Origin of the sequence: Halobacillus kuroshimensis DSM 18393 (genome assembly GCF_000425705.1) — a bacterium.
In the GTDB taxonomy this organism is placed as follows: Bacteria; Bacillota; Bacilli; order Bacillales; family Halobacillaceae; genus Halobacillus; species Halobacillus kuroshimensis.
Genome location: NZ_AUDY01000008.1, coordinates 556,768 through 575,575, shown reverse-complemented (window position 1 = coordinate 575,575; position 18,808 = coordinate 556,768). Strand labels below are relative to the sequence as shown.

The 18,808-nt window shown below is 46.1% G+C and carries 23 protein-coding genes; 5 read left to right on the top strand and 18 right to left on the bottom strand.

Annotation, left to right across the window (positions count from 1 at the left end; translation table 11 throughout):
- Nucleotides 1–128: 128 nt before the first annotated feature.
- The 12 genes from H615_RS0104860 to glsA form a co-directional block, all read right to left on the bottom strand.
- Complete coding sequence (locus H615_RS0104860) at nucleotides 129–668, bottom strand: GNAT family N-acetyltransferase (RefSeq protein ID WP_027954081.1); 540 nt, start codon at nucleotides 666–668, stop codon at nucleotides 129–131.
- 136 nt (nucleotides 669–804) lie between these two features.
- Complete coding sequence (locus H615_RS0104855; RefSeq protein WP_027954080.1) at nucleotides 805–1,260, bottom strand: DUF420 domain-containing protein; 456 nt, start codon at nucleotides 1,258–1,260, stop codon at nucleotides 805–807.
- A 27-nt stretch (nucleotides 1,261–1,287) separates the two neighbouring features.
- Nucleotides 1,288–2,187: a cytochrome c oxidase assembly factor CtaG gene (gene ctaG, locus H615_RS0104850; RefSeq protein WP_027954079.1), complete on the bottom strand. Its 900-nt coding sequence runs from the start codon at nucleotides 2,185–2,187 to the stop codon at nucleotides 1,288–1,290.
- A 177-nt stretch (nucleotides 2,188–2,364) separates the two neighbouring features.
- Nucleotides 2,365–2,691: a cytochrome c oxidase subunit IVB gene (ctaF, locus tag H615_RS0104845; RefSeq protein ID WP_027954078.1), complete on the bottom strand. Its 327-nt coding sequence runs from the start codon at nucleotides 2,689–2,691 to the stop codon at nucleotides 2,365–2,367.
- A gap of 3 nt (nucleotides 2,692–2,694) precedes the next feature.
- Nucleotides 2,695–3,318 carry a cytochrome (ubi)quinol oxidase subunit III gene (locus tag H615_RS0104840; RefSeq protein WP_027954077.1) on the bottom strand — a complete coding sequence of 208 codons (624 nt, stop codon included), beginning with the start codon at nucleotides 3,316–3,318 and terminating at the stop codon, nucleotides 2,695–2,697.
- Nucleotides 3,318–5,186, bottom strand: a complete 1,869-nt coding sequence (ctaD, locus tag H615_RS0104835; RefSeq protein ID WP_027954076.1) for a cytochrome c oxidase subunit I — start codon at nucleotides 5,184–5,186, stop codon at nucleotides 3,318–3,320. Before ctaD ends, H615_RS0104840 begins: the two co-directional genes overlap by 1 nt.
- A gap of 35 nt (nucleotides 5,187–5,221) precedes the next feature.
- Nucleotides 5,222–6,286, bottom strand: a complete 1,065-nt coding sequence (coxB, locus tag H615_RS0104830; protein WP_027954075.1) for a cytochrome c oxidase subunit II — start codon at nucleotides 6,284–6,286, stop codon at nucleotides 5,222–5,224.
- Nucleotides 6,287–6,358: 72 nt separating this feature from the next.
- Entirely contained in the window at nucleotides 6,359–7,294 is a 936-nt protein-coding gene (cyoE, locus tag H615_RS0104825; RefSeq protein WP_027954074.1) for a heme o synthase, read from the bottom strand.
- A gap of 355 nt (nucleotides 7,295–7,649) precedes the next feature.
- Nucleotides 7,650–7,784 carry a hypothetical protein gene (locus H615_RS22795; protein WP_280513295.1) on the bottom strand — a complete coding sequence of 45 codons (135 nt, stop codon included), beginning with the start codon at nucleotides 7,782–7,784 and terminating at the stop codon, nucleotides 7,650–7,652.
- A gap of 99 nt (nucleotides 7,785–7,883) precedes the next feature.
- The gene (pyc, locus tag H615_RS0104815) at nucleotides 7,884–11,327 is read right to left on the bottom strand and encodes a pyruvate carboxylase (protein WP_027954073.1); all 3,444 of its coding nucleotides are present in this window, start codon (nucleotides 11,325–11,327) and stop codon (nucleotides 7,884–7,886) included.
- 184 nt (nucleotides 11,328–11,511) lie between these two features.
- Complete coding sequence (locus tag H615_RS0104810; protein ID WP_027954072.1) at nucleotides 11,512–11,793, bottom strand: Fpa/YlaN family protein; 282 nt, start codon at nucleotides 11,791–11,793, stop codon at nucleotides 11,512–11,514.
- 84 nt (nucleotides 11,794–11,877) lie between these two features.
- On the bottom strand, nucleotides 11,878–12,807 hold the full coding sequence (gene glsA / locus H615_RS0104805; RefSeq protein WP_027954071.1) for a glutaminase A: 930 nt from the start codon (nucleotides 12,805–12,807) through the stop codon (nucleotides 11,878–11,880).
- A gap of 90 nt (nucleotides 12,808–12,897) precedes the next feature.
- Here glsA and H615_RS0104800 point away from each other — a divergent pair, with 90 nt between their 5' ends.
- Together H615_RS0104800 and H615_RS0104795 are read left to right on the top strand one after the other, a co-directional pair.
- Nucleotides 12,898–13,392: a hypothetical protein gene (locus tag H615_RS0104800; RefSeq protein ID WP_027954070.1), complete on the top strand. Its 495-nt coding sequence runs from the start codon at nucleotides 12,898–12,900 to the stop codon at nucleotides 13,390–13,392.
- 88 nt (nucleotides 13,393–13,480) lie between these two features.
- Nucleotides 13,481–14,059: a YhcN/YlaJ family sporulation lipoprotein gene (locus tag H615_RS0104795; protein ID WP_027954069.1), complete on the top strand. Its 579-nt coding sequence runs from the start codon at nucleotides 13,481–13,483 to the stop codon at nucleotides 14,057–14,059.
- 31 nt (nucleotides 14,060–14,090) lie between these two features.
- Here H615_RS0104795 and H615_RS0104790 read toward each other — a convergent pair whose 3' ends face one another.
- Nucleotides 14,091–14,381 carry a hypothetical protein gene (locus H615_RS0104790; RefSeq protein ID WP_242520247.1) on the bottom strand — a complete coding sequence of 97 codons (291 nt, stop codon included), beginning with the start codon at nucleotides 14,379–14,381 and terminating at the stop codon, nucleotides 14,091–14,093.
- Between the two features lie 132 nt (nucleotides 14,382–14,513).
- Between H615_RS0104790 and H615_RS21990 the strand changes: the two genes are divergently transcribed.
- Entirely contained in the window at nucleotides 14,514–14,717 is a 204-nt protein-coding gene (locus H615_RS21990; protein WP_084162991.1) for a YlaI family protein, read from the top strand.
- Between the two features lie 43 nt (nucleotides 14,718–14,760).
- Here the strand turns inward: H615_RS21990 and H615_RS0104785 are convergent, their stop codons facing one another.
- Nucleotides 14,761–15,138, bottom strand: a complete 378-nt coding sequence (locus H615_RS0104785; RefSeq protein ID WP_027954067.1) for a YlaH-like family protein — start codon at nucleotides 15,136–15,138, stop codon at nucleotides 14,761–14,763.
- A gap of 132 nt (nucleotides 15,139–15,270) precedes the next feature.
- Here H615_RS0104785 and H615_RS22520 point away from each other — a divergent pair, with 132 nt between their 5' ends.
- Nucleotides 15,271–15,444, top strand: coding sequence for a hypothetical protein (locus H615_RS22520; protein WP_169516183.1), 174 nt, complete (start codon nucleotides 15,271–15,273; stop codon nucleotides 15,442–15,444).
- A gap of 48 nt (nucleotides 15,445–15,492) precedes the next feature.
- On the opposite strand, the gene H615_RS0104775 is transcribed toward H615_RS22520, so the two are convergent.
- Complete coding sequence (locus tag H615_RS0104775; protein ID WP_027954066.1) at nucleotides 15,493–16,302, bottom strand: inositol monophosphatase family protein; 810 nt, start codon at nucleotides 16,300–16,302, stop codon at nucleotides 15,493–15,495.
- Nucleotides 16,303–16,486: 184 nt separating this feature from the next.
- Complete coding sequence (locus H615_RS0104770) at nucleotides 16,487–16,675, bottom strand: hypothetical protein (protein ID WP_027954065.1); 189 nt, start codon at nucleotides 16,673–16,675, stop codon at nucleotides 16,487–16,489.
- 180 nt (nucleotides 16,676–16,855) lie between these two features.
- Between H615_RS0104770 and H615_RS0104765 the strand changes: the two genes are divergently transcribed.
- Nucleotides 16,856–17,497 carry a YktB family protein gene (locus tag H615_RS0104765; protein ID WP_027954064.1) on the top strand — a complete coding sequence of 214 codons (642 nt, stop codon included), beginning with the start codon at nucleotides 16,856–16,858 and terminating at the stop codon, nucleotides 17,495–17,497.
- Nucleotides 17,498–17,530: 33 nt separating this feature from the next.
- On the opposite strand, the gene H615_RS0104760 is transcribed toward H615_RS0104765, so the two are convergent.
- Together H615_RS0104760 and H615_RS0104755 are read right to left on the bottom strand one after the other, a co-directional pair.
- Nucleotides 17,531–17,803 carry a UPF0223 family protein gene (locus H615_RS0104760; protein WP_027954063.1) on the bottom strand — a complete coding sequence of 91 codons (273 nt, stop codon included), beginning with the start codon at nucleotides 17,801–17,803 and terminating at the stop codon, nucleotides 17,531–17,533.
- A gap of 16 nt (nucleotides 17,804–17,819) precedes the next feature.
- Nucleotides 17,820–18,791, bottom strand: a complete 972-nt coding sequence (locus tag H615_RS0104755; protein WP_340689445.1) for an NAD(P)H-dependent flavin oxidoreductase — start codon at nucleotides 18,789–18,791, stop codon at nucleotides 17,820–17,822.
- Between the last annotated feature and the right edge of the window lie 17 nt (nucleotides 18,792–18,808).

Genomic DNA, 18,808 nt, shown 5'->3' with positions numbered 1-18,808 from the left:
ACACTGTATGTAGATCACATCCTGCCCAAAGTCCGGCAGGAGAAATCCACCAAAACAGAACGCTTCCTTATGGGAGTACTTTTCTACAAACAAAAAACCTGAAGCTGTGCTTCAGGTTTTTTTCTGCTTCATTTAGCCTTATAGGAATTTTGTTTATGGTCGTTCCTCGCCTTTTCCTTCTTAAAGACCAGAATGTCCTGGCTTCTTCCTGTATGTGAAAATCCGTTATTGATCAAAACTTTTTGTGACGGAATATTTCCTTTATCACACTGAGCCTCAATGCCTTCCACACCCGGCTGGGTGAATGCCCATCGGCACAACTCTCCGACCGCTTCGGAAGCATAGCCTGCATTCCTCTCCGAGGCAACGACATGATAACCAATTTCGATGTTCCCATCCTCATCAGGGCTCCCTTTAAAGCCGATATCTCCAACGACATGTTCCCCTGCGGCGTCCATCATCACCCACGGGCCAAAACCCATTTCTTCCGCACGATCCTCCAATCGTTCGGTGTAAAGAGGCAGCATGGCTTTCAAGCCGTCGTGAGGCCAGTTTTTGTTCCACGGGAGCTGGTATTGATAATAAAAAGCCAATGAATTCTTCATCAAGGTTTGAGCCAGATCAAGGGTGATCGGAAAAATCCGCAGCCTTCCTGTATTTATTTCCACTAGTATCCATCCCTTTCATTATGTAGGCAGATTATGTTCATCGGTTCTCTTATTCCTTTTATCCCCGTGGTTTAAACAATAAAAACATTTCTTTCAAAATAAAAACAACGGACCGTACGAACGGTCCGTTGTTTCCTCATCCTCCAAGTATGGCCTTGATCATACTTGTGGTCGTACCACCATCATAGATGATATATAAGAGCAGGTAGACGGCTACTCCGGTAACCGCAGTACAGAACCAGATCACGCTTGTCACGGGCCCCACACGCCGGTGCCTGCTGATCTTCCGTTTAAAAGCAAGGACGAGTGTTACAATCCCGAAGACCGCCCCTACCGTTGCCAGGAAGATGTGAAAAATTAAAAAGATGGTATAAAAAATTTTAATGTCGTCCGGGCCGCCAAAGCTTGTATTTCCTACAACAATGGTCCGGCTTACGTAAATAATGAAAAATGTCAGGGCACTGACAGCAGCCGCAATCATCACTTTTCTGTGCGGCTCCCTCTTATCCTTCACGATCAACACCCAGCCGACTGCAACTAAAACAGCGCTCAAAACGATGAAAAAAGTACTCAACGTCGGCAGCAAAGGCATACCTTCACCTCTCCTCAATAAATCTCTCTATGTTTCCGACGACAGCTCACCAGGAAGCGGATCAATGGTGTCACGCTCACGGTTGAACCAGCTGAAGAAAATATAGGCGATGACGGAACCGAAAATGATTTCCTGCGTCACCTTCATAATGATTCCACCCAGCTGCTGATCTTCAATTAGCGGCATCGGAGTGAAATAGGCCGGCCCGCTTAAACTTGCGGATAAGTCCGACAGCACGTTAACGGGTACGCACAGACTCATGGCCTGCAGCCATGCGCCTGCTTCTGAATAGGTCGCATACAGCGGAGACCCTGCAAATATAATCAACCCGCACGCTGGTGTAATCAGTACCCCATTCGCAAATATGAATCCGATTTTCATAATAGGACTGAGAGCGTCCATACTTTCGAGAGGTGGAAATATAGAAATCCACATACAAAAGGCGGTAATCAAAATGACCGTAGTAATCACCGCATGGGCGGTTTCACTGGATTTGGCGTAGTCAAAAATGACCGGCATATGATAAAGCGAAAACAACCCATTAAACAAAATTAAAGATAAGAGTGGCTTCGTCAACAGCTTCATGACCGGACGTACAACGTTCTGTTTGAACAGCCATTCCCATATCCATGCGGGAATCCCACGGATAATGAGGATCGGAAACAAAAGATAATACAAAGCCATCTGCGTCATATGGGCCGTAAACATGATGTGCCCCAGTAAATCAACAGGAGATCCTTTTACGATATACAAGAGCACAAGGCCCGTATAAAACATAAACTGCCGGGCTGTATTCGGCCTCTCCTCCCCCTTTTTCCTGCCGGGGCCTGTAATATAGAAATAGACCAGAGCCAGTCCGAGAACAAACAGGAAGTATAAAGGACTCCATAATGCCCGAAACCCGAATATTTGTAGTTCCAACCACATTGGTGTCTCACCTCAGATTGTAGACTTTTACGTCTTCATTTTACCTAATTTATCAATAAAAAACGAGCCTTCCAGGCAGAATTTTACGATTGTTCATAATTTAGCCATAACTGTTGATAGACGCAAAAAGACCGGATACCCGGTCTTTTCGCTTTTCACCTATCTGATTTTAATTGATTACCACCAGATGATCGAAGTAAAGGTGATGATTGTCAGAAGAGCGACAGCTGCTCCCCCGTACATCATGAGTGCAACCATGTCATGCCCCTTGTTTTTCATATGCATGAAATAGTAAAGCTGGAAAGCGACTTGCACGATAGCAAGGATGATCAGCGTAGGAATGATGAAGTAGGAATTCACTTCCATGACAACCATTCCAAAGGCAATCAGCGTAAACAGGATCATTAAAGCAAAGGTCAGGACCTGATGTTTCATTTCCTCTTTGTGCTGCTGCTTCTCATATTCCACTTTGTGCATCGGTTTGGATTGTGTTTGATCAGCCATCCGTTAACCCACCTTTCCCATAAGGTATACAACGGTGAAGATGAACACCCATACGACGTCAATGAAGTGCCAGTAAAGGCTGGCAATATAATACTTCGGAGCGTTGTACAGGTTCAGTCCTCTCTTCCGGTTCCGGAGAAGAAGAGCGGTAATCCAGCTGAGTCCGAACAGTACGTGTCCGCCGTGGAAACCAACGAGCGTATAGAATGCGGATCCAAACGCTGAAGAGCGGAACGTAAATCCATACTCATGGATGTAATGGTAGAACTCATAAATCTCACACCCAAGAAACGCAAGACCGAGAAAGACCGTAATGGCAAGCCACGTCTGCATCTTGCCAAAATTATGGTTTTTCATATGGTACATCGCATAAACGCTTGTCAACGAGCTTGTAAGGAGAAGCATCGTCATGATGAAAACAAGTTCCAGCCCAAACAGGTGCTCAGGCGTATTCTCTCCCTGTGTGGATCCATTCAGTGCAAGATAGGTACCGAAAAGACTCGCGAAAAGGACCGTTTCTCCTCCAAGAAAGAACCAAAAGCCCAGAAATTTATTTTTTCCTTCGAGGGTGGCCTTTTCTGGATCATGGGGCATATGCTTTGGATTTAGAACATCTTCATGACTCATTATCTGCCCACCCCTTTCTTAATATCTTCTTCCAGTTCTTCTTTATGAATATGATGGCCGAGATCATCTTTCAGTGAGCGGATCAGCATAGAACCAAGCGTGATTCCCATACCTGCAAAGACGGCGATGAGCCATACTGTATCATCCACCTGGTAGATGAACCCAAATCCTGCGATGAACAGTCCGAGAGAAATCGTAAATGGAAGGATTGAAGCGTTAGGCATATGAATATCCCCCAGCGGTTCTGCCGGTGTCATTCCTTCTTTTCCGTCCATTTTTTCCACCCATAGTGGGTCAAGACCACGTACAAGTGGTGTTTGAACGAAGTTGTAGTGCGGCGGTGGGGACGGAATGGACCATTCGAGCGTCCGGCCGTTCCAAGGATCGCCGCTGACCTTTTTCTCTTTTACAGACGTGTACACAACGTTAATCAGGAAGATGACTGTACCAATAGCCATCAGGAATGCACCAATTGTACTGATTAAGTTTCCTGCATCAAGACCCTGCCCCTCCAGGAAGACCCAGTAACGACGCGGCATTCCCATAAGTCCAAGGAAGTGCTGGATAAAGAACGTCAGATGGAAACCGATGAAGAACGGCCAGAATGCCAATTTCCCAAGTTTCTCGTTCAGAACTTTACCGAACATTTTCGGCCACCAGTAGTGAAGGGCTGCAAATAGACCGAAGACGACCCCTCCAACTATAACGTAGTGGAAGTGTCCAACGACGAAATACGTATCGTGATACTGATAGTCCGCTGCTGCGGCCGCAAGCATAACCCCTGTCATTCCGCCAATTGTAAACGACGGGATAAAAGCGATGGACCAGAGCATGGCGGCGGTCATTTTAATTTGACCACCCCACATCGTAAACAGCCAGTTAAAGATTTTAATCCCTGTAGGTACGGCAATTGCCATCGTAGCTACAGCAAAGATGGAGTTGGCAATCGGTCCCATTCCGACCGTAAACATATGGTGAGCCCATACCATGAATCCAAGAAACCCGATCAAGACTGTCGCAAATACCATTGCGGAATAACCGAACAGACGCTTCTTGGAAAAGTTGGAGAAAATATCACTGAATGCTCCGAACAACGGAAGAATTAAAATGTATACTTCCGGGTGTCCGAAAATCCAGAAAAGGTGTTCCCAGATAATAACGTTACCACCAAGACCTACATCAAAGAATGCAGATCCGAACATCCGGTCAAACATCATCAGGAACAAGCCGACCGTCAGAGCCGGGAAAGCAAATAAAATCAACGTGCTGGTTACGAACGTAGACCATGTGAACAGCGGCATACGCATATAAGTCATCCCGGGCGCTCTCATATTGACGATGGTTACAAGGAAGTTAATCCCCCCGATTAACGTTCCTGCCCCTGAGATCTGCAGCCCCATGACATAGTAGTCCACGCCGTGTCCCGGCGAGGATGTTGAGAGCGGTGCATAGTTGGTCCATCCCGCATCCGGTGCCCCTCCTGTAAACCAGGAAACATTCAACATAAGGCCTCCGAACAAAAACAGCCAGAAGCCGAGTGAGTTCAGGAATGGAAAGGCAACGTCCCTTGCCCCTATCTGCAGAGGAACGACCGCATTCATTAGAGCAAATATAAGCGGCATAGCTGCCAGAAAGATCATCGTTGTTCCATGCATCGTAATCATTTCATTATAGAGTCCAGCTGAGATGAAATTGTTATCCGGTTTCATCAGCTGAATACGAATTAACATGGCTTCAAGTCCGCCGATTAAGAAAAACAATCCGCCGGCTACCAAATATAAGTGGGCTATTTTTTTGTGATCAACCGTAGTTAAGTAATCCCAAATCGCAGCGCCGAGCCCACGCTTTTGTGCTGTTGCAGTACTCACGCTTTAACCTCCCTTTTCAACCTCTTTCGTAAAACTTATTCGCTTGCTTCAATGACAGGAACGTCCTGACCGACATCCGAATGCTGCAGCTCCAGCAGATAATCAGCAATCTTATCTGCCTCTTCCTCTGTCACGAGCTCTGCAGGCATTTGGTTGCCCGGCTTGATTTCATCAGGGTGTACGATCCAGTCTTTCAGATTTTCTTTTGTAGGCTCAAGAATACCGGCGATTTTGGAACGGTTTCCGAAGTTGGCCAGGTTGGGGCCTACCCCTGCGGAACCTCCGCCGATAGCATGGCAGCTCATGCAGTTGTTGTTGAACAATTCCTGCCCTTCCTGAGCTGAAGCGGTTTCAGGTTCGGCTTCAGGATCCACATTTTTCATGTCCTCCACCCACTGGTCATATTGGTCAGGACTGACCGCTATAACTTTAAAGTACATCAATGAATGGGAAGGACCGCACAATTCCGCACAGAACCCTTCATAAACCCCTTCTTCATAAGCTTCTAAGTACATCGTGTTCGTGTTTTCACCAGGATTGGTGTCCATCTTACCAGAAATAGCAGGAACCCAGAATGAATGGATCACATCGCTGGATTTCATGTTTAAGTATACCCTTTCATTTGTAGGTATATAGAGTTCCTGGCTCGTTGAAATTTCCTGGTCGGCGTATGTAAACTGCCACCAATACTGATTTCCTGTTACATCAATCGTCAGTGTCCCTTCATCATCCTGGGAGGATTGATCCGCAAGATCAAACGTTGCCTGTACCGTAGGGATTGCAAGTACAAGCAGGAGAATAATTGGAATGACTGTCCAGATCACTTCCAACGCCTTGTTTCCTTCCGTCTGCTTTGGAATCACGTCTTCCTGTCCTTTTTTCTCCCGGAATCGGAATAGAACGAAAGCATAGATTGCCATGACGATAACAAAGACAAAAATCATGATTGCAATGCTGATCATCATTAGATCAAATAATAATTCCGATCCGTAGCCCTTTGGTTTTAAAGCGCTAACATTTTCAATACCACAACCGGTAAGAATCAGTGTCAGTGCACCAAAGAGTAATAACGAACGGAATTTTCCCATCCAACCTCTCATCTGAAATACCTCTCTTTCTTTTGTCATGCATGATTTATTTAATAACCGACCCCCGGAGAGGGGGTCAGTTCATTAAAATGGGAAAGGCAGTGTCACGATTACCATCATAAAAAACAGGATGGTCATATAATTCAAAGAATAAACAAACATCCATGTGGCCCATTTATCATCATTCTTCATAAAGAAACCAGCTATACCCAGGGCCAGCCAGCCAAAGGATAAAAGGAAAGCTGTAACAAGAAAAACAGGACCCAGTGATGCCAGATATACCGGCAGGGGCAGAAGACATGCGACGTAGACGACGATCTGCCGCTTAGTCATCTTAAACCCGTGTACAACAGGCAGCATCGGAATACCCGCAGCTTTATATTCATCTTTTTTCTTCATGGCAAGCGCCAGGAAGTGAGGCGTCTGCCAGATGAACATGATTAGAAATAGAATCAGGGCTTCAAGCTGCAGTCCCGGATCTACCGCAGCCCAGCCGATAAGCGGCGGGACAGCACCCGAGAAACTTCCAATTACCGTATTGATCGTGTACCGGCGTTTTGACCACATCGTATAAAGAACGACGTAGACAAACCAGCCGAACGCCCCCCATAATGCTGCCTGCCATGTAGTGAAAAGCAGAACAACAAACCCCAGTATGGAGAGGGCGATTCCCATATTTTTAATTACAGGCAGTGATATGGAGCCTGTAACGGTGGGACGCGTTTGAGTTCTCGACATGATCGGATCAATATCCCGATCATACCAGTTATTAATAACACAGCCACCCGCTATTACCAAAGCGGTACCAAGCATCGTTAACAGGAAAGTGACCCACTGGTCTGTGAATTGAGTGCCTGTAAAATATAAGGCCAGCCAGAACCCTGTAAACGCGGTAATCAAATTAGAGTTAATAATACCAACTTTGATTAAACTTTTTATATCAGCTAACAAAGTAGTTTCCTGGGTTTTTGTTTGGATCATTTCTGTAGAAGCAGATTCGACTGTTCTTGGATTGTCCATCGTTTATCTTCCTCCTTCTACTTCCCCCGATTCATCATTGTAACAATTTCATGACGAAACAGGAGATGTTTCCGTCCTTGCACGTATCCCAGTGACAAGAAACATCAAAATAATTGTATCATGTAATGTTTTTTCTATCTATTTAAACCGGATAATTTTATGAATTTGTGACAACTTTGTGAAACCTGTCCTCCTCCCTCTTGGTATCTACCACGCCCGCTTTTTTCCACTCCCTGTCTGGAGTGTTGACAACGTTCATTGGAATGTTCAACTGAAAGTTCGTCTGCCTGCCGGCACGTTGTACATGAAAATGCATTAAATCTGTCATACGGTTGTAAATTCCGCTCCGTCTATTTTACATGACCGTATTGGGAACATGGACCATCAGGAGTGAACGTTCTATGACAAAAATGTCCTTTTCTATCAGTCTGCCCTGATTGATGGATGTTCCTACATGGGTCTGCTTAAAATCGAAGGAAAATTGCTGCACAATAGAAAACCCCGCTGTTGTACTCTCTGGGAGCACAACAGCGGGGTTACCGGGGGTTCACCTAATTGAAGGTGCTGGTGTTATTCATTGATCCTCTTTTCATTCAAACTCAATCAAAAGGTCGCCAACATGAATGGCTGCATTATTAGTGACGAAAATGTCTTTGATGACACCATCAAAAGGAGCCTGCACGGTGGTTTCCATTTTCATAGCTTCCGTGATCATTAAATGGTCGCCTTTATTCACCTTTTCCCCTTTACTGGATAAAACTTTAATCACAGTGCCGGGCATCGTCGCACCGATATGCTTTTGATTTGTTTTATCTGCTTTTGGACGCTCCTGGACCGCCGCTTTTACATTTTCGTCTTTGACGACGACCTCCCGGGGCTGTCCATTCAGCTCAAAGTATACCGTCCTCGTTCCATCGACCTGAGGTTCACCAACCGAGACGAGTTTTACGATCAAGGTTTTCCCCTGTTCGATTTCGACTTCGATCTCCTCCCCGAGTCTCATTCCATAAAGGAAGGACGGCGTATCAAGCATAGACATATCTCCATACTGCTCTCTGAATTTTTGATGATCCATAAATACCTTCGGATACAACGCATAACTGATCATATCAAAACTTGTCACCTGTCTGTCCAGAGAGTGGAAGAGTGTTTCCTTTAAATTATTGAAGTCGACCGGCTCCAGTAGTTCTCCAGGGCGTACTTGGATGGGTTCTCTTCCTTTCAGAATGATCCGCTGCAGTTCAGCCGGAAATCCTCCATAGGGCTGACCGAGGTATCCTTGGAAAAACTCAATGACGCTGTCCGGAAAATCAAGAGACTCTCCTTTTTCATAAATGTCATCTTCATTCAAATCATTCTGTACCATATAAAGAGCCATGTCTCCTACAATTTTGGAGGAAGGTGTGACTTTAACAATATCACCGAACATATCGTTCACCCGGCGGTACATACTCTTCACTTCGTCCCAGCGCTCACCAAGACCGACAGCTTTTGCCTGCTGCTGAAGGTTGCTGTGCTGCCCTCCCGGCATTTCGTGTTCATACACCTCGGTATGCGGGGCATTCATGCCACTTTCAAAATCCTGATAGTATTTTCTGGTGTCTTCCCAGTAATGACCAAGCTTTTCGTAGGATTCGATGTTCAGTTCAGGCTTACGCTCATGCCCTTCCAGTGCGTAGTAGAGGCTGTTGGCACTCGGCTGTGAAGTAAGGCCGGCCATCGAACCAGCAGCCACATCAACGACATCCACGCCTGCATCAACAGCTTTACTGTAGGTGAGCAGTCCATTGCCGCTGGTGTCATGTGTATGAAGATGGATCGGAATATCTACGGTTTCCTTCAGTGTGGAAATCAGTTGATAGGCGGCTTCTGGTTTTAATAGTCCCGCCATATCTTTGATTCCGAGGATGTGGGCACCAGCCTCTTCCAGTTCCTCCGCCAGCTTTTTATAATAGGTCAGGTCATATTTTTGTCTACCTGTATCAAGGATGTCACCGGTATAGCACATGGCCGCTTCTGCCACTTTACCGGATTCCCGAACCGCATTGATCGTCAGCTTCATCCCTTCCACCCAGTTCAAGGAATCGAAAATCCGGAAGACATCAATACCCGCAGATGCACTCTTATCCACGAACTCACGAATCAGGTTATCCGGATAATTTTTATAACCTACTGCATTGGATGAGCGTAAAAGCATTTGGAAGAGCACGTTCGGGGCTTTGGCTCTCAGCTTCAACAGTCTTTCCCACGGGTCTTCATTCAAAAATCGGTAGGAAACATCAAAAGTCGCTCCTCCCCACATCTCAAGCGAAAACAAATCCGGCAGCAGACGTGCCGTCGGTTCCGCAATATTTTCCAGATCTTTTGTACGGACACGTGTAGCCAGCAGGGATTGATGCGCGTCACGGAAGGTGGTGTCGGTCAGCAGTACTTTCTTTTGACTTTTCAGCCAAGCGGCGAGGCCTTCTGGTCCCTGCTCATCAAGAATCTGTTTCGTCCCATCGTGCATCCGTTCAGAATGTTTGATCAAAGGAATACGCGGCTTAGGGAACACCGGCTTCTTCCTGTTTCCATACCCTTCAAATCCATTAATTGTCCTGTCCGCTATATACGTAAGCATCTTCGTCCCACGGTCTTTCCGCTTGGGAAAGACAAAAAGCTCCGGAGACCGGTCAATAAACGTCGTATTATACTCTCCTGACAGAAACTGCTTGTGCTGCACAACATTTTCCAGAAACGGTATGTTCGTTTTAATCCCGCGGATTCTGAATTCCTTCAGGTTCCGCAGCATTTTATGTGCCGCCTGATCAAAGCTCAGCGCCCACGTAGACAACTTCACGAGCAGGGAGTCATAATACGGCGAAATAACCGCTCCCTGAAATCCATTGCCCGCATCAAGACGCACACCGAACCCTCCACCTGAGCGGTAAGCCATAATTTTTCCGGTATCGGGCATGAAATTATTAAGCGGGTCTTCTGTTGTAACCCTTGATTGGATAGCAAACCCATGAGTACGGATCTCTTCCTGCTTCGGAATTCCTATGTGGCTGCTGTGAAGACTGCGGCCTTCAGCCACCATGATCTGAGTCTGGACGATATCCACTCCTGTGATCATCTCCGTAATGGTATGCTCAACCTGGACGCGTGGATTCACTTCAATAAAGAAGAACTCTTCACCCGTCACTAAAAATTCAACCGTTCCGGCGTTGACATAAGAAACGTTTTCCATTAACTTGACAGCTGCCTGGCAGATCTCTTCTCTCAGCTGGTCACTCAAATTCACACTCGGAGCAATTTCTACAACTTTCTGATGACGCCTCTGCACGGAGCAGTCCCGTTCATATAAATGGACGATATTTCCTTCGCGGTCTCCGATGATCTGCACCTCGATATGCTTGGGTTCCTCAATCAGCTTTTCAACGTAGACTTCATCACTTCCAAAAGCTGCTCTCGCTTCCGAACGGGCACGGTCATACGACTCGTCAAGTGTTTCAGCACTTCGGACCACTCTCATTCCCCGGCCGCCCCCTCCCATAGCTGCTTTAATCATAAGAGGGAAACCATGCTTGGCTCCGAAATCGTGAATTTCCTTCAACCCTGTCACTGGTCCATCACTGCCCGGGATCACCGGTATGCCTGCCTGAACAGCCTGATCCCTTGCTTTCACCTTATCCCCGAACATATTTAAATGGTCACTGGTCGGACCGATGAAAACGATCCCTTCTTCTTCACAACGTCTGGCAAATTGAATATTTTCAGATAGAAAACCATAGCCTGGATGAATGGCATCCACTCCGACACTTTTGGCAATATCGATCATGCCTTCAATATCAAGGTACGCATCAATCGGCTTTTTCCCTGCCCCAACGAGGTAAGCCTCATCAGCTTTATAACGATGATAGGAACCAGTGTCTTCCTGGGAATACACCGCTACTGTGCGGATATTAAGCTCTGTACACGCCCTGAATACACGAATGGCAATCTCTCCACGATTCGCCACAAGTACTTTACTGATCTTCTTTGCCTCTGTCATTCTCCCACTCCCTCTATGTACGTAAAATCTTTTGCTCCACTTACCTAGATTCTTCATACCGTGGCAAAATTCCTTCAAATCTGACAATTTTACATTTACCCCGACTAGAAGCGTCCGTTCTTTTAAGAAATGACATAAAAAAAGCTCAAACTACAACAGGATCTGTCGCAATTTGAGCTTTATTTTATGACTTCTGGGCAGCTTCGTGCAGAACGTTCAGCTGCTTTTCCAAGTTATCCAGTAAATCCTTACCTTCTACTTCGCTGATTAAATTCAAGCGAACTGCGAAATGTATTTCACGGGATAATCCAAACATCTGTGTATCTAAAACTTCTTCATATAGTGGACACTGGGGCATTGTGAGATTATCCATTTGGACTTTAATCAGTCTTAATATTTTATCAGCGTCAGCTTTTAGAAGGGCATAGGCTTTTTCCCGATGATCCACAGCCACATCAGACAACATTGAAATCCCCTCCATTACACAAGTCTTTCTTCTAACTATATTATCGTCTCGGCGTGAAAATTGCAACAATGGAATGGAGGCGGCTTAGAAGATGGAGAGGTCGTATCGATTGGACAATGTTTCCAGAAGCTTCAACCCTACGACACTGTTTCCTTTTTCATCCAGGCTCGGACCATAGACAGCTATCCCTCCGAAATTATTCAGAGAAGCCAGAACCGATCCGGAGACACCGCTTTTGGCAGGAATTCCAACTTTAATGGCAAAGGACCCGGAAGCATCATACATCCCGCAGGTAACCATAAAGGTTTTACAGATACGGGCAAGATGCTTCGGAATGATCCGGCGACCCGAGGAAATGTCCCGTCCCTCATTGGCGAGCAGAGCCCCGATCCGTGCAAGCTGACAGACGTTGACTTCAATCGCACACTGTTTTGTATAAGCATCGAGCGTTTCCTCTACACTGCCGGTCACGATCTGGTGCTGCTTCATATAAAACAACAGGGAACGGTTCAAAAAGGCCGTTTCGAATTCTGAACTTGCCACTTCTTCGTTGTAGCGGATGCTGTGATCATCAGTTAAATCATGAACAAAGCTCAAAAGACGACCAACTTTTTCGTCAGGTGTCGCCCCGTGAATCATGTTGGTCACAGCAAGCGCCCCGGCATTGATCATCGGATTCAGCGGCTTGGATGGGATCTGCTCCAGTCTGTAAATGGAGTGGAACGGATCACCAGTCGGCTCCATCCCCACTCTGTCGAACACATACTCTTCCCCATTATCCATTAGAGCCAGGGCCAGGGAGATGACTTTCGATATGCTTTGAAGCGTAAAACGGACTTCCGTCTGTCCCGCTTCTACCGTGTCCCCATCCAAGTAATGGATGGCAACGGCCAGGTCTTCAGGATTTTGTCTGCCCAGTGCAGGTATATAATCGGCCACCTGGCCATCGTAGGCGTAGGGACGAACATTATCAAGCCATTCATTTAATACTTGTTCAGAAATATCTTTAATCAAAGAAAAGAGCCTCCTTTAATGAAATCGAATTCATTATCTGCTATGATTTTGGATGGATGATTCTTACTATTTTGAAAGGTGGCTTCAGCCATGATTGTTCAACTAACTGGAAAAGTAAAATTCCCGATTACTTTAGACCCCACCGTATGGATTTTTGATGACCGCAAATTAACATTTACTGAAGCATTTGAAGGGGAATCCCCGGAAGTGTCCCCTGAGGAGGAGGATGAACTGAAACGGAAATCCCTCCGCTTCGACAGAGAAGTTTACCAGCAGAAACTGAATCCACCTGTAAATAAAAGCATCAACCGGTACGAAAAGCAGAGAATTATAAACGGCACTTTCCTAATGCCCCTTCTACCTTTCCTGCAAACCAGTGAGCCTTCCGCGGATTCAGAAAAAGCGGCGCTCGTTTCCGATCAGGGAGAAGAAATCATCCATGCCGATGATTTGAAAGATGCCCTTCTTTTATTTGCAGAAAACGGAAAACCTTTACAGACTCAGGGGCCTGTTCATTTATATTTCGGAGATGGTTCGAACCGCGACACTCCTGTCAAAGGAATTAAAAAAATCGTATTTCAGTAAAGACGAAGGACGGCTGCCTCCAGCTGTCCTTTTTGTATATTATCTCTCCTCAGACACAGACTATAAGTAAAAAAAGTGGTGGTTTCCTTTGAAGAAGTTTCTATTGATAGCTGCTTTCCTACTCCTTAGTGCCTGTCAGCAGGGTGAAAATGAACAATCTCTCCTGGAAGAAAAGCAGAGCGATCCAAAGTACAAATACGTATCTGATTCTGATCCCATCGAGAAAAAGACGCTGACAAGCGAAGAAGCAGCCGAACATTTAGCAGAGCTCGCTGTACAAGTTCCGGATGTCCATGATGCCACAGCCGTCGTTCTCGGTGATTATGTAGCAGTCGGCATCGATGTAGACAAAAACCTGGACCGGTCCAGAGTCGGTGTTATTAAATATTCAGTTGCTGAGGCGCTGAAAAATGATCCTTACGGAAAGCAGGCCGCCGTATTTGCGGATGCTGATATCGTCGAACGCCTCAGAGGGATCGGGGACAAAGCCTCTCAGGGTCACCCGGTCCACGCCTTGACCGATGAACTAAGCCAGATTATTGCCCGATACATGCCGGAAGGCCCTATCAATGAAGAACCGGGATCCAATGACAACCAGGACTCCATTCCGGAAAAAGAACAGGAAAAACTGGATCAAGTAGAGAAGGAACAATCGCATTCCAATTAGTACAGAAAAACAGCTAAATCCTAAAAAGGATTTAGCTGTTGCTTTTTTCCAGAATTTCTCTTTCCTTTTCTGTCAGTTCATTATAGTACTGAACGCCAAACTGGGATCCCTCATTTACCATTTTAGAGTTTTCCAGATCAGCGGTTTCCGGTTTACCCGCTTCCTCAATCGGCATATCGTCACCTTTTTTCAGGCGGTTTTGAAGTGAACCTGCTTTATCCTTTACTTTCTGTCTGTTGTCACCGTCTTTTAGAAAATAGGCAGCTACCCCTCCGGCAACGGCGCCTGCTGCTGTAACCATCCAGCGTTTTCTCACTATCATCATCCTTTCCATGACTTCTGTAATTACAGTTCCCAAACCAAGTTCCGTTAAAACGTGGAAACTCCATCTATTTCTAAATTTTCACATGTGTTACACTAGAGGAAACCGTATTAAGAAAATAGAGGTGAGTATATGCGTGTCCAATGCGTGATTTGTGATCATATTGAAAAAATAGACAGCTACTGTCTTCAGGCGAAACGGTTAAGAAACCGGAGGATCAACACGTATATGTGTCAGCCATGTCATGAGCGTATAGCTGAGAATACGAAAAAAAGACTGGCCACCGGTGATTTCAAATTCCATCGCGAGCGTAAAAGAGAAAAACATTTAAGTTAATGATAAAAAACCCGGCTTCTCAATGAAGCCGGGTTTTCCCGTTTTACGATTCTCCCTGCTGCCTGGCCGAGCGCTCCCTGTGAAGCCTCACCCTGTAAATACCAAGGATCAATGCGGCTACAAGCAGACTTTCTGGTACAGGCAGATTCAGTCCCAGAATCAACGTCAACACGAACGTACCGATAATAAGAACGGCATAAACAACAATGGTCTTCAGCAAAGGGAGTTTCCTTGCAAATCCCAGTTTGAATGTAATAACTGCTAAAATGACAGTCGTTAAGTATAACAGCATAAATGAACGAAACAACATCGTTACTTCGCTTTCATCATTTAAATTCACTTCGCTTCCAAGCCCGCGGAAGAAGAAGTCGGCCACCGGCCATAAATCCGTCGGTACTGGAAGCGTCGATGTATCCTGCATGATGTTCCTCCTCATGAGATCCTGTCCTTTTTTCTATATTACTAGAAACGAGACAGAGTTGCTACCCGTGAAACCATTTTCATCCGCGTTAAAATCCGATATACTGGTATCGAATAGAGGTGATTTTAGACCATGATGAACAATGCACTGCTTGCTGTTCTTGTTATTTTATCTTTCGTTTTTGTCGGATTTGCCATCGGCCAGAAATTGTTCTGGCTGGCCGGACTCCTCTTCCTCTCCGGATTTGCTCTTATGAGCGTCGGTCTCCGCCGCAAAAGAAAACGGGATGAAATTCATGCTGATTAATTCATCCGCACACAAAACAAGCGACCTTTTCCCAAGGTCGCTTGTGTTCTATCTTTTCAGCTGTACATAATCGTTGATGATTTCTTCATGAATGTTGGACCGGCAGGCAAGCACGGTTGTTTTATTTAATAGATCCAGATCTTCTTTATCTGCACGGGTAACGATTCCACCTACTTCGCGGACGAGGATACTACCTGCTGCATAATCCCAGGGCATGAGGGTCATCGTTAAATATCCATCGAGAATACCTTCAGCGACGAATGCAAGTTCAAGAGCGGCAGACCCGTAAGAACGCGTGCTTCTAAGCGTCTTCACCAGTTCTTCCACCCCTTTATGTTCTATAAATGGGTTTTCAGGAATGAGCCAGGTTGTATTCAAAGCGAGAATCGACTGCTTTAATGGACGTTCTTTACTAAGCTGTGGAAGCTGCGCATCGTTTTTCCATGCCCCTTCCCCTCGTTTCGCTGTGTAAAGAGTCCCTTCCATGACGTTATAAATAAAGCCGATTTCCCCTATACCATCTACGTAAATGCCGATGGATATAGCAAAATTGCGTTTTTGGTGGACGAAGTTCATCGTGCCGTCAATAGGGTCCACAATCCAGACGGTCCCTCCGAGGTCTTCCAGTTCATCCCCAAAACCTTCTTCTCCAAGCAGATAATGATCCGGGTAGGCACTTTTAATTTTCTCTGCGAAAAATTGTTCCGTCTGCTGATCCATTTCTGTTACAAGGTCATTCGGATTGGATTTCGTTTCAATGGAACGGGGGGCATCAATGTTTGATTTGATCCGCTCGCCCGCTTCCAGTATCCATGCTTTAGCTTGATCGAACACTTCATTCTTTGTCTGTTGATCCATAGCATCGTACCCCTTTTATCAGTCTCACCTTTAATCGTACCAAATGCAGACAACAAATGCATGTTTGATCCTCTTCCAACACAAATCTTTCAAGCTGCCTCAATTGGTAGAGGGAGGCTTGCGGTACAGGATTCATCCCTTTACAGGGAACAAAAAAAACAGGCAACTTTATCGCTGCCTGGTTCTAGATCGACCATTCAATCAATTGTTTACGAAGTTCAATCAGGCGCCTTTTTGTCTTTGACATCTGCTCGGCGTCTCCTGCAATCATGGCATCATGCAGGGTGACCAGTTCATAATCAATCTCCATACGGATTACCGGGAGCTTCTCTTCAGCTTCTCTCTTACGCAACGCTTCCATAACATGTTTCATTGCCAATCCCTCCCTTTTAAATCCTTACCATATATATATGTGGCTTTAACGACAGAAGTTTCAATTAGATTACTTATATGTAACCCATTTTTCACAGCTTCAAACCAGTCAAACACATCCCTTAGTAACTTTGTCGAATTGTGTTAAACTATTATGGAAGAAATGGTAGGAGATGATAGTTTGACGACTTTTACAGGCTTTAAACAAGAAGACTTTGACGTATTTTCCATTCCCGGACTGGAAAATCGAATGGAAGCTCTGCGGGAAAGGATCTCCCCTAAGCTTGAAGCGGCAGCGCAAGAACTTTCAGCGGATGTTACAGCTATGACAGGCGATGAAATGTTTGTCCACGTCGCCAGGCATGCCCGTCGCAAAACCAATCCGCCAAACGATACGTGGGCCGCTCTCGCCTCCAGTAAACGCGGCTATAAAAAACTCCCCCACTTCCAGATCGGCTTGTGGGAAACTCACGTATTTGTATGGTTTGCCGTCATTTATGAAAGTCCAATCAAAGTAGACTTCGCTTCCAAGCTGGAAGAGAATAAAGAGGATATCCTTTCGCACATCCCTGAGGATTATGTGTGGTCTGTCGATCATACGAAGCCTGAAGCGGCCCCTCACAGTGATGTGGATGACGAAGCATTTTCCAAAATGACGGAACGGTTGAAAACAGTCAAGAAAGCCGAAATCCTATGTGGACGTCAGCTTCAGCGTGGAGATGACCGATTGAAGGATCCTGAGGCCTTCATTGAATTCTGCCGCGAGACATTCCAGACGCTGGAGCCTTTATATCGTTTTACGAAACAACTGGAAGAAAAGTAAGAGACACACGTCAGACGTGTGTCTCTTTTTTCTTCACATTTTCAATCGGGCACCCTCTGAGAGACTGCGTGCCTGCTTTACGGTACGGTAACAGGAATATCCGGATTCTTTCTCAAACTGCCCGCAGAGTGTTTTCTCTTCACTCTTCGATGGCACAATCTGTTTAAACCGCGTATAAGCCAGCAGCAGGTCGTCCCGCTTCACTCCCTGCTCATACGCTTGCTCAACGATGCTGTAGAAATTCACAACATCGATGATCTCTTCCTTTGACCAGTGGATTTCATCAATTGGATAAGTATAACTCATCTTTTTTCCTCCTTCATCAGGACCAGCGGGTGCGGATGTCCTCCGCTTCTTTGATCACCCGGGCAAAGAGCTCTTCTACCGTTGGAACATCATGGATGCGGGAGGCAATCTGTCCGGCCCATCCAAAGCCTTGACCGGCCTGTCCTTTATATATGAATGTTTTATTCGCATCCCCGCTGATATAGGAGCGGAGACCGTCATAGCCGGCATTTTCCTGCTCCAATTCTAAAATACGAGTTGTCCAGTCATTTTTCAAGGCCCGGGCCGGAGCTTTTAAACTTCTTTTGATGACGGTTGTTGACGTTTCATCTGCTTTAATCAAGGCGTCCTGGTAGGCGGGGTGCGCATGGGTGCACTCTTTTGTAGCAATGAAACGTGTGCCCATTTCCACTCCTTCCGCACCAAGGGACAACGCAGCCATTAATCCCCGGCCGTCGCCAATTCCCCCGGAAGCAATAACCGGAATATCGACGGCATCGACAACCTGTGGAGTAAGGACGAGCGTCCCCACATCATCACGCCCGAGGTGACCACCACCTTCATGACCGACCACCATCACAGCATCCGCCCCAAGCTCCTGAGCTTTAACCGCCTGCCTCCGCGCAGCAACAAGGACGAGCGTTTTAATGCCGGTTCCTTTAAGCGCTTCCAAAACACCCTGCGGGTTTCCTCCAGTAACAGAAACCACGGGCACATGCTCATCAACGGCTGTCTGCACCATTTTTTCAAAAGGGCGCCCGTGCTGGCCGATCGCAAAATTGACTCCGAACGGGCGGTTGGTTTTTTCCCGGACCATTTTAATTTCTCTTTTTAAGTGTTCGGGTCCATCCATGCTCATAGCTGTCAGCTGACCAAGCCCGCCTGCGTTCGAAACAGCGGCGGCCAGATTCGAATAGGCCAGATAGGCCAGCCCTCCCTGTATCACCGGGTATGTAATATCCAAAAGTTCCGTCACTCGTGTATTCCATTTCATTTGCTCCACCTCCATACTTCTATTTTAGCACG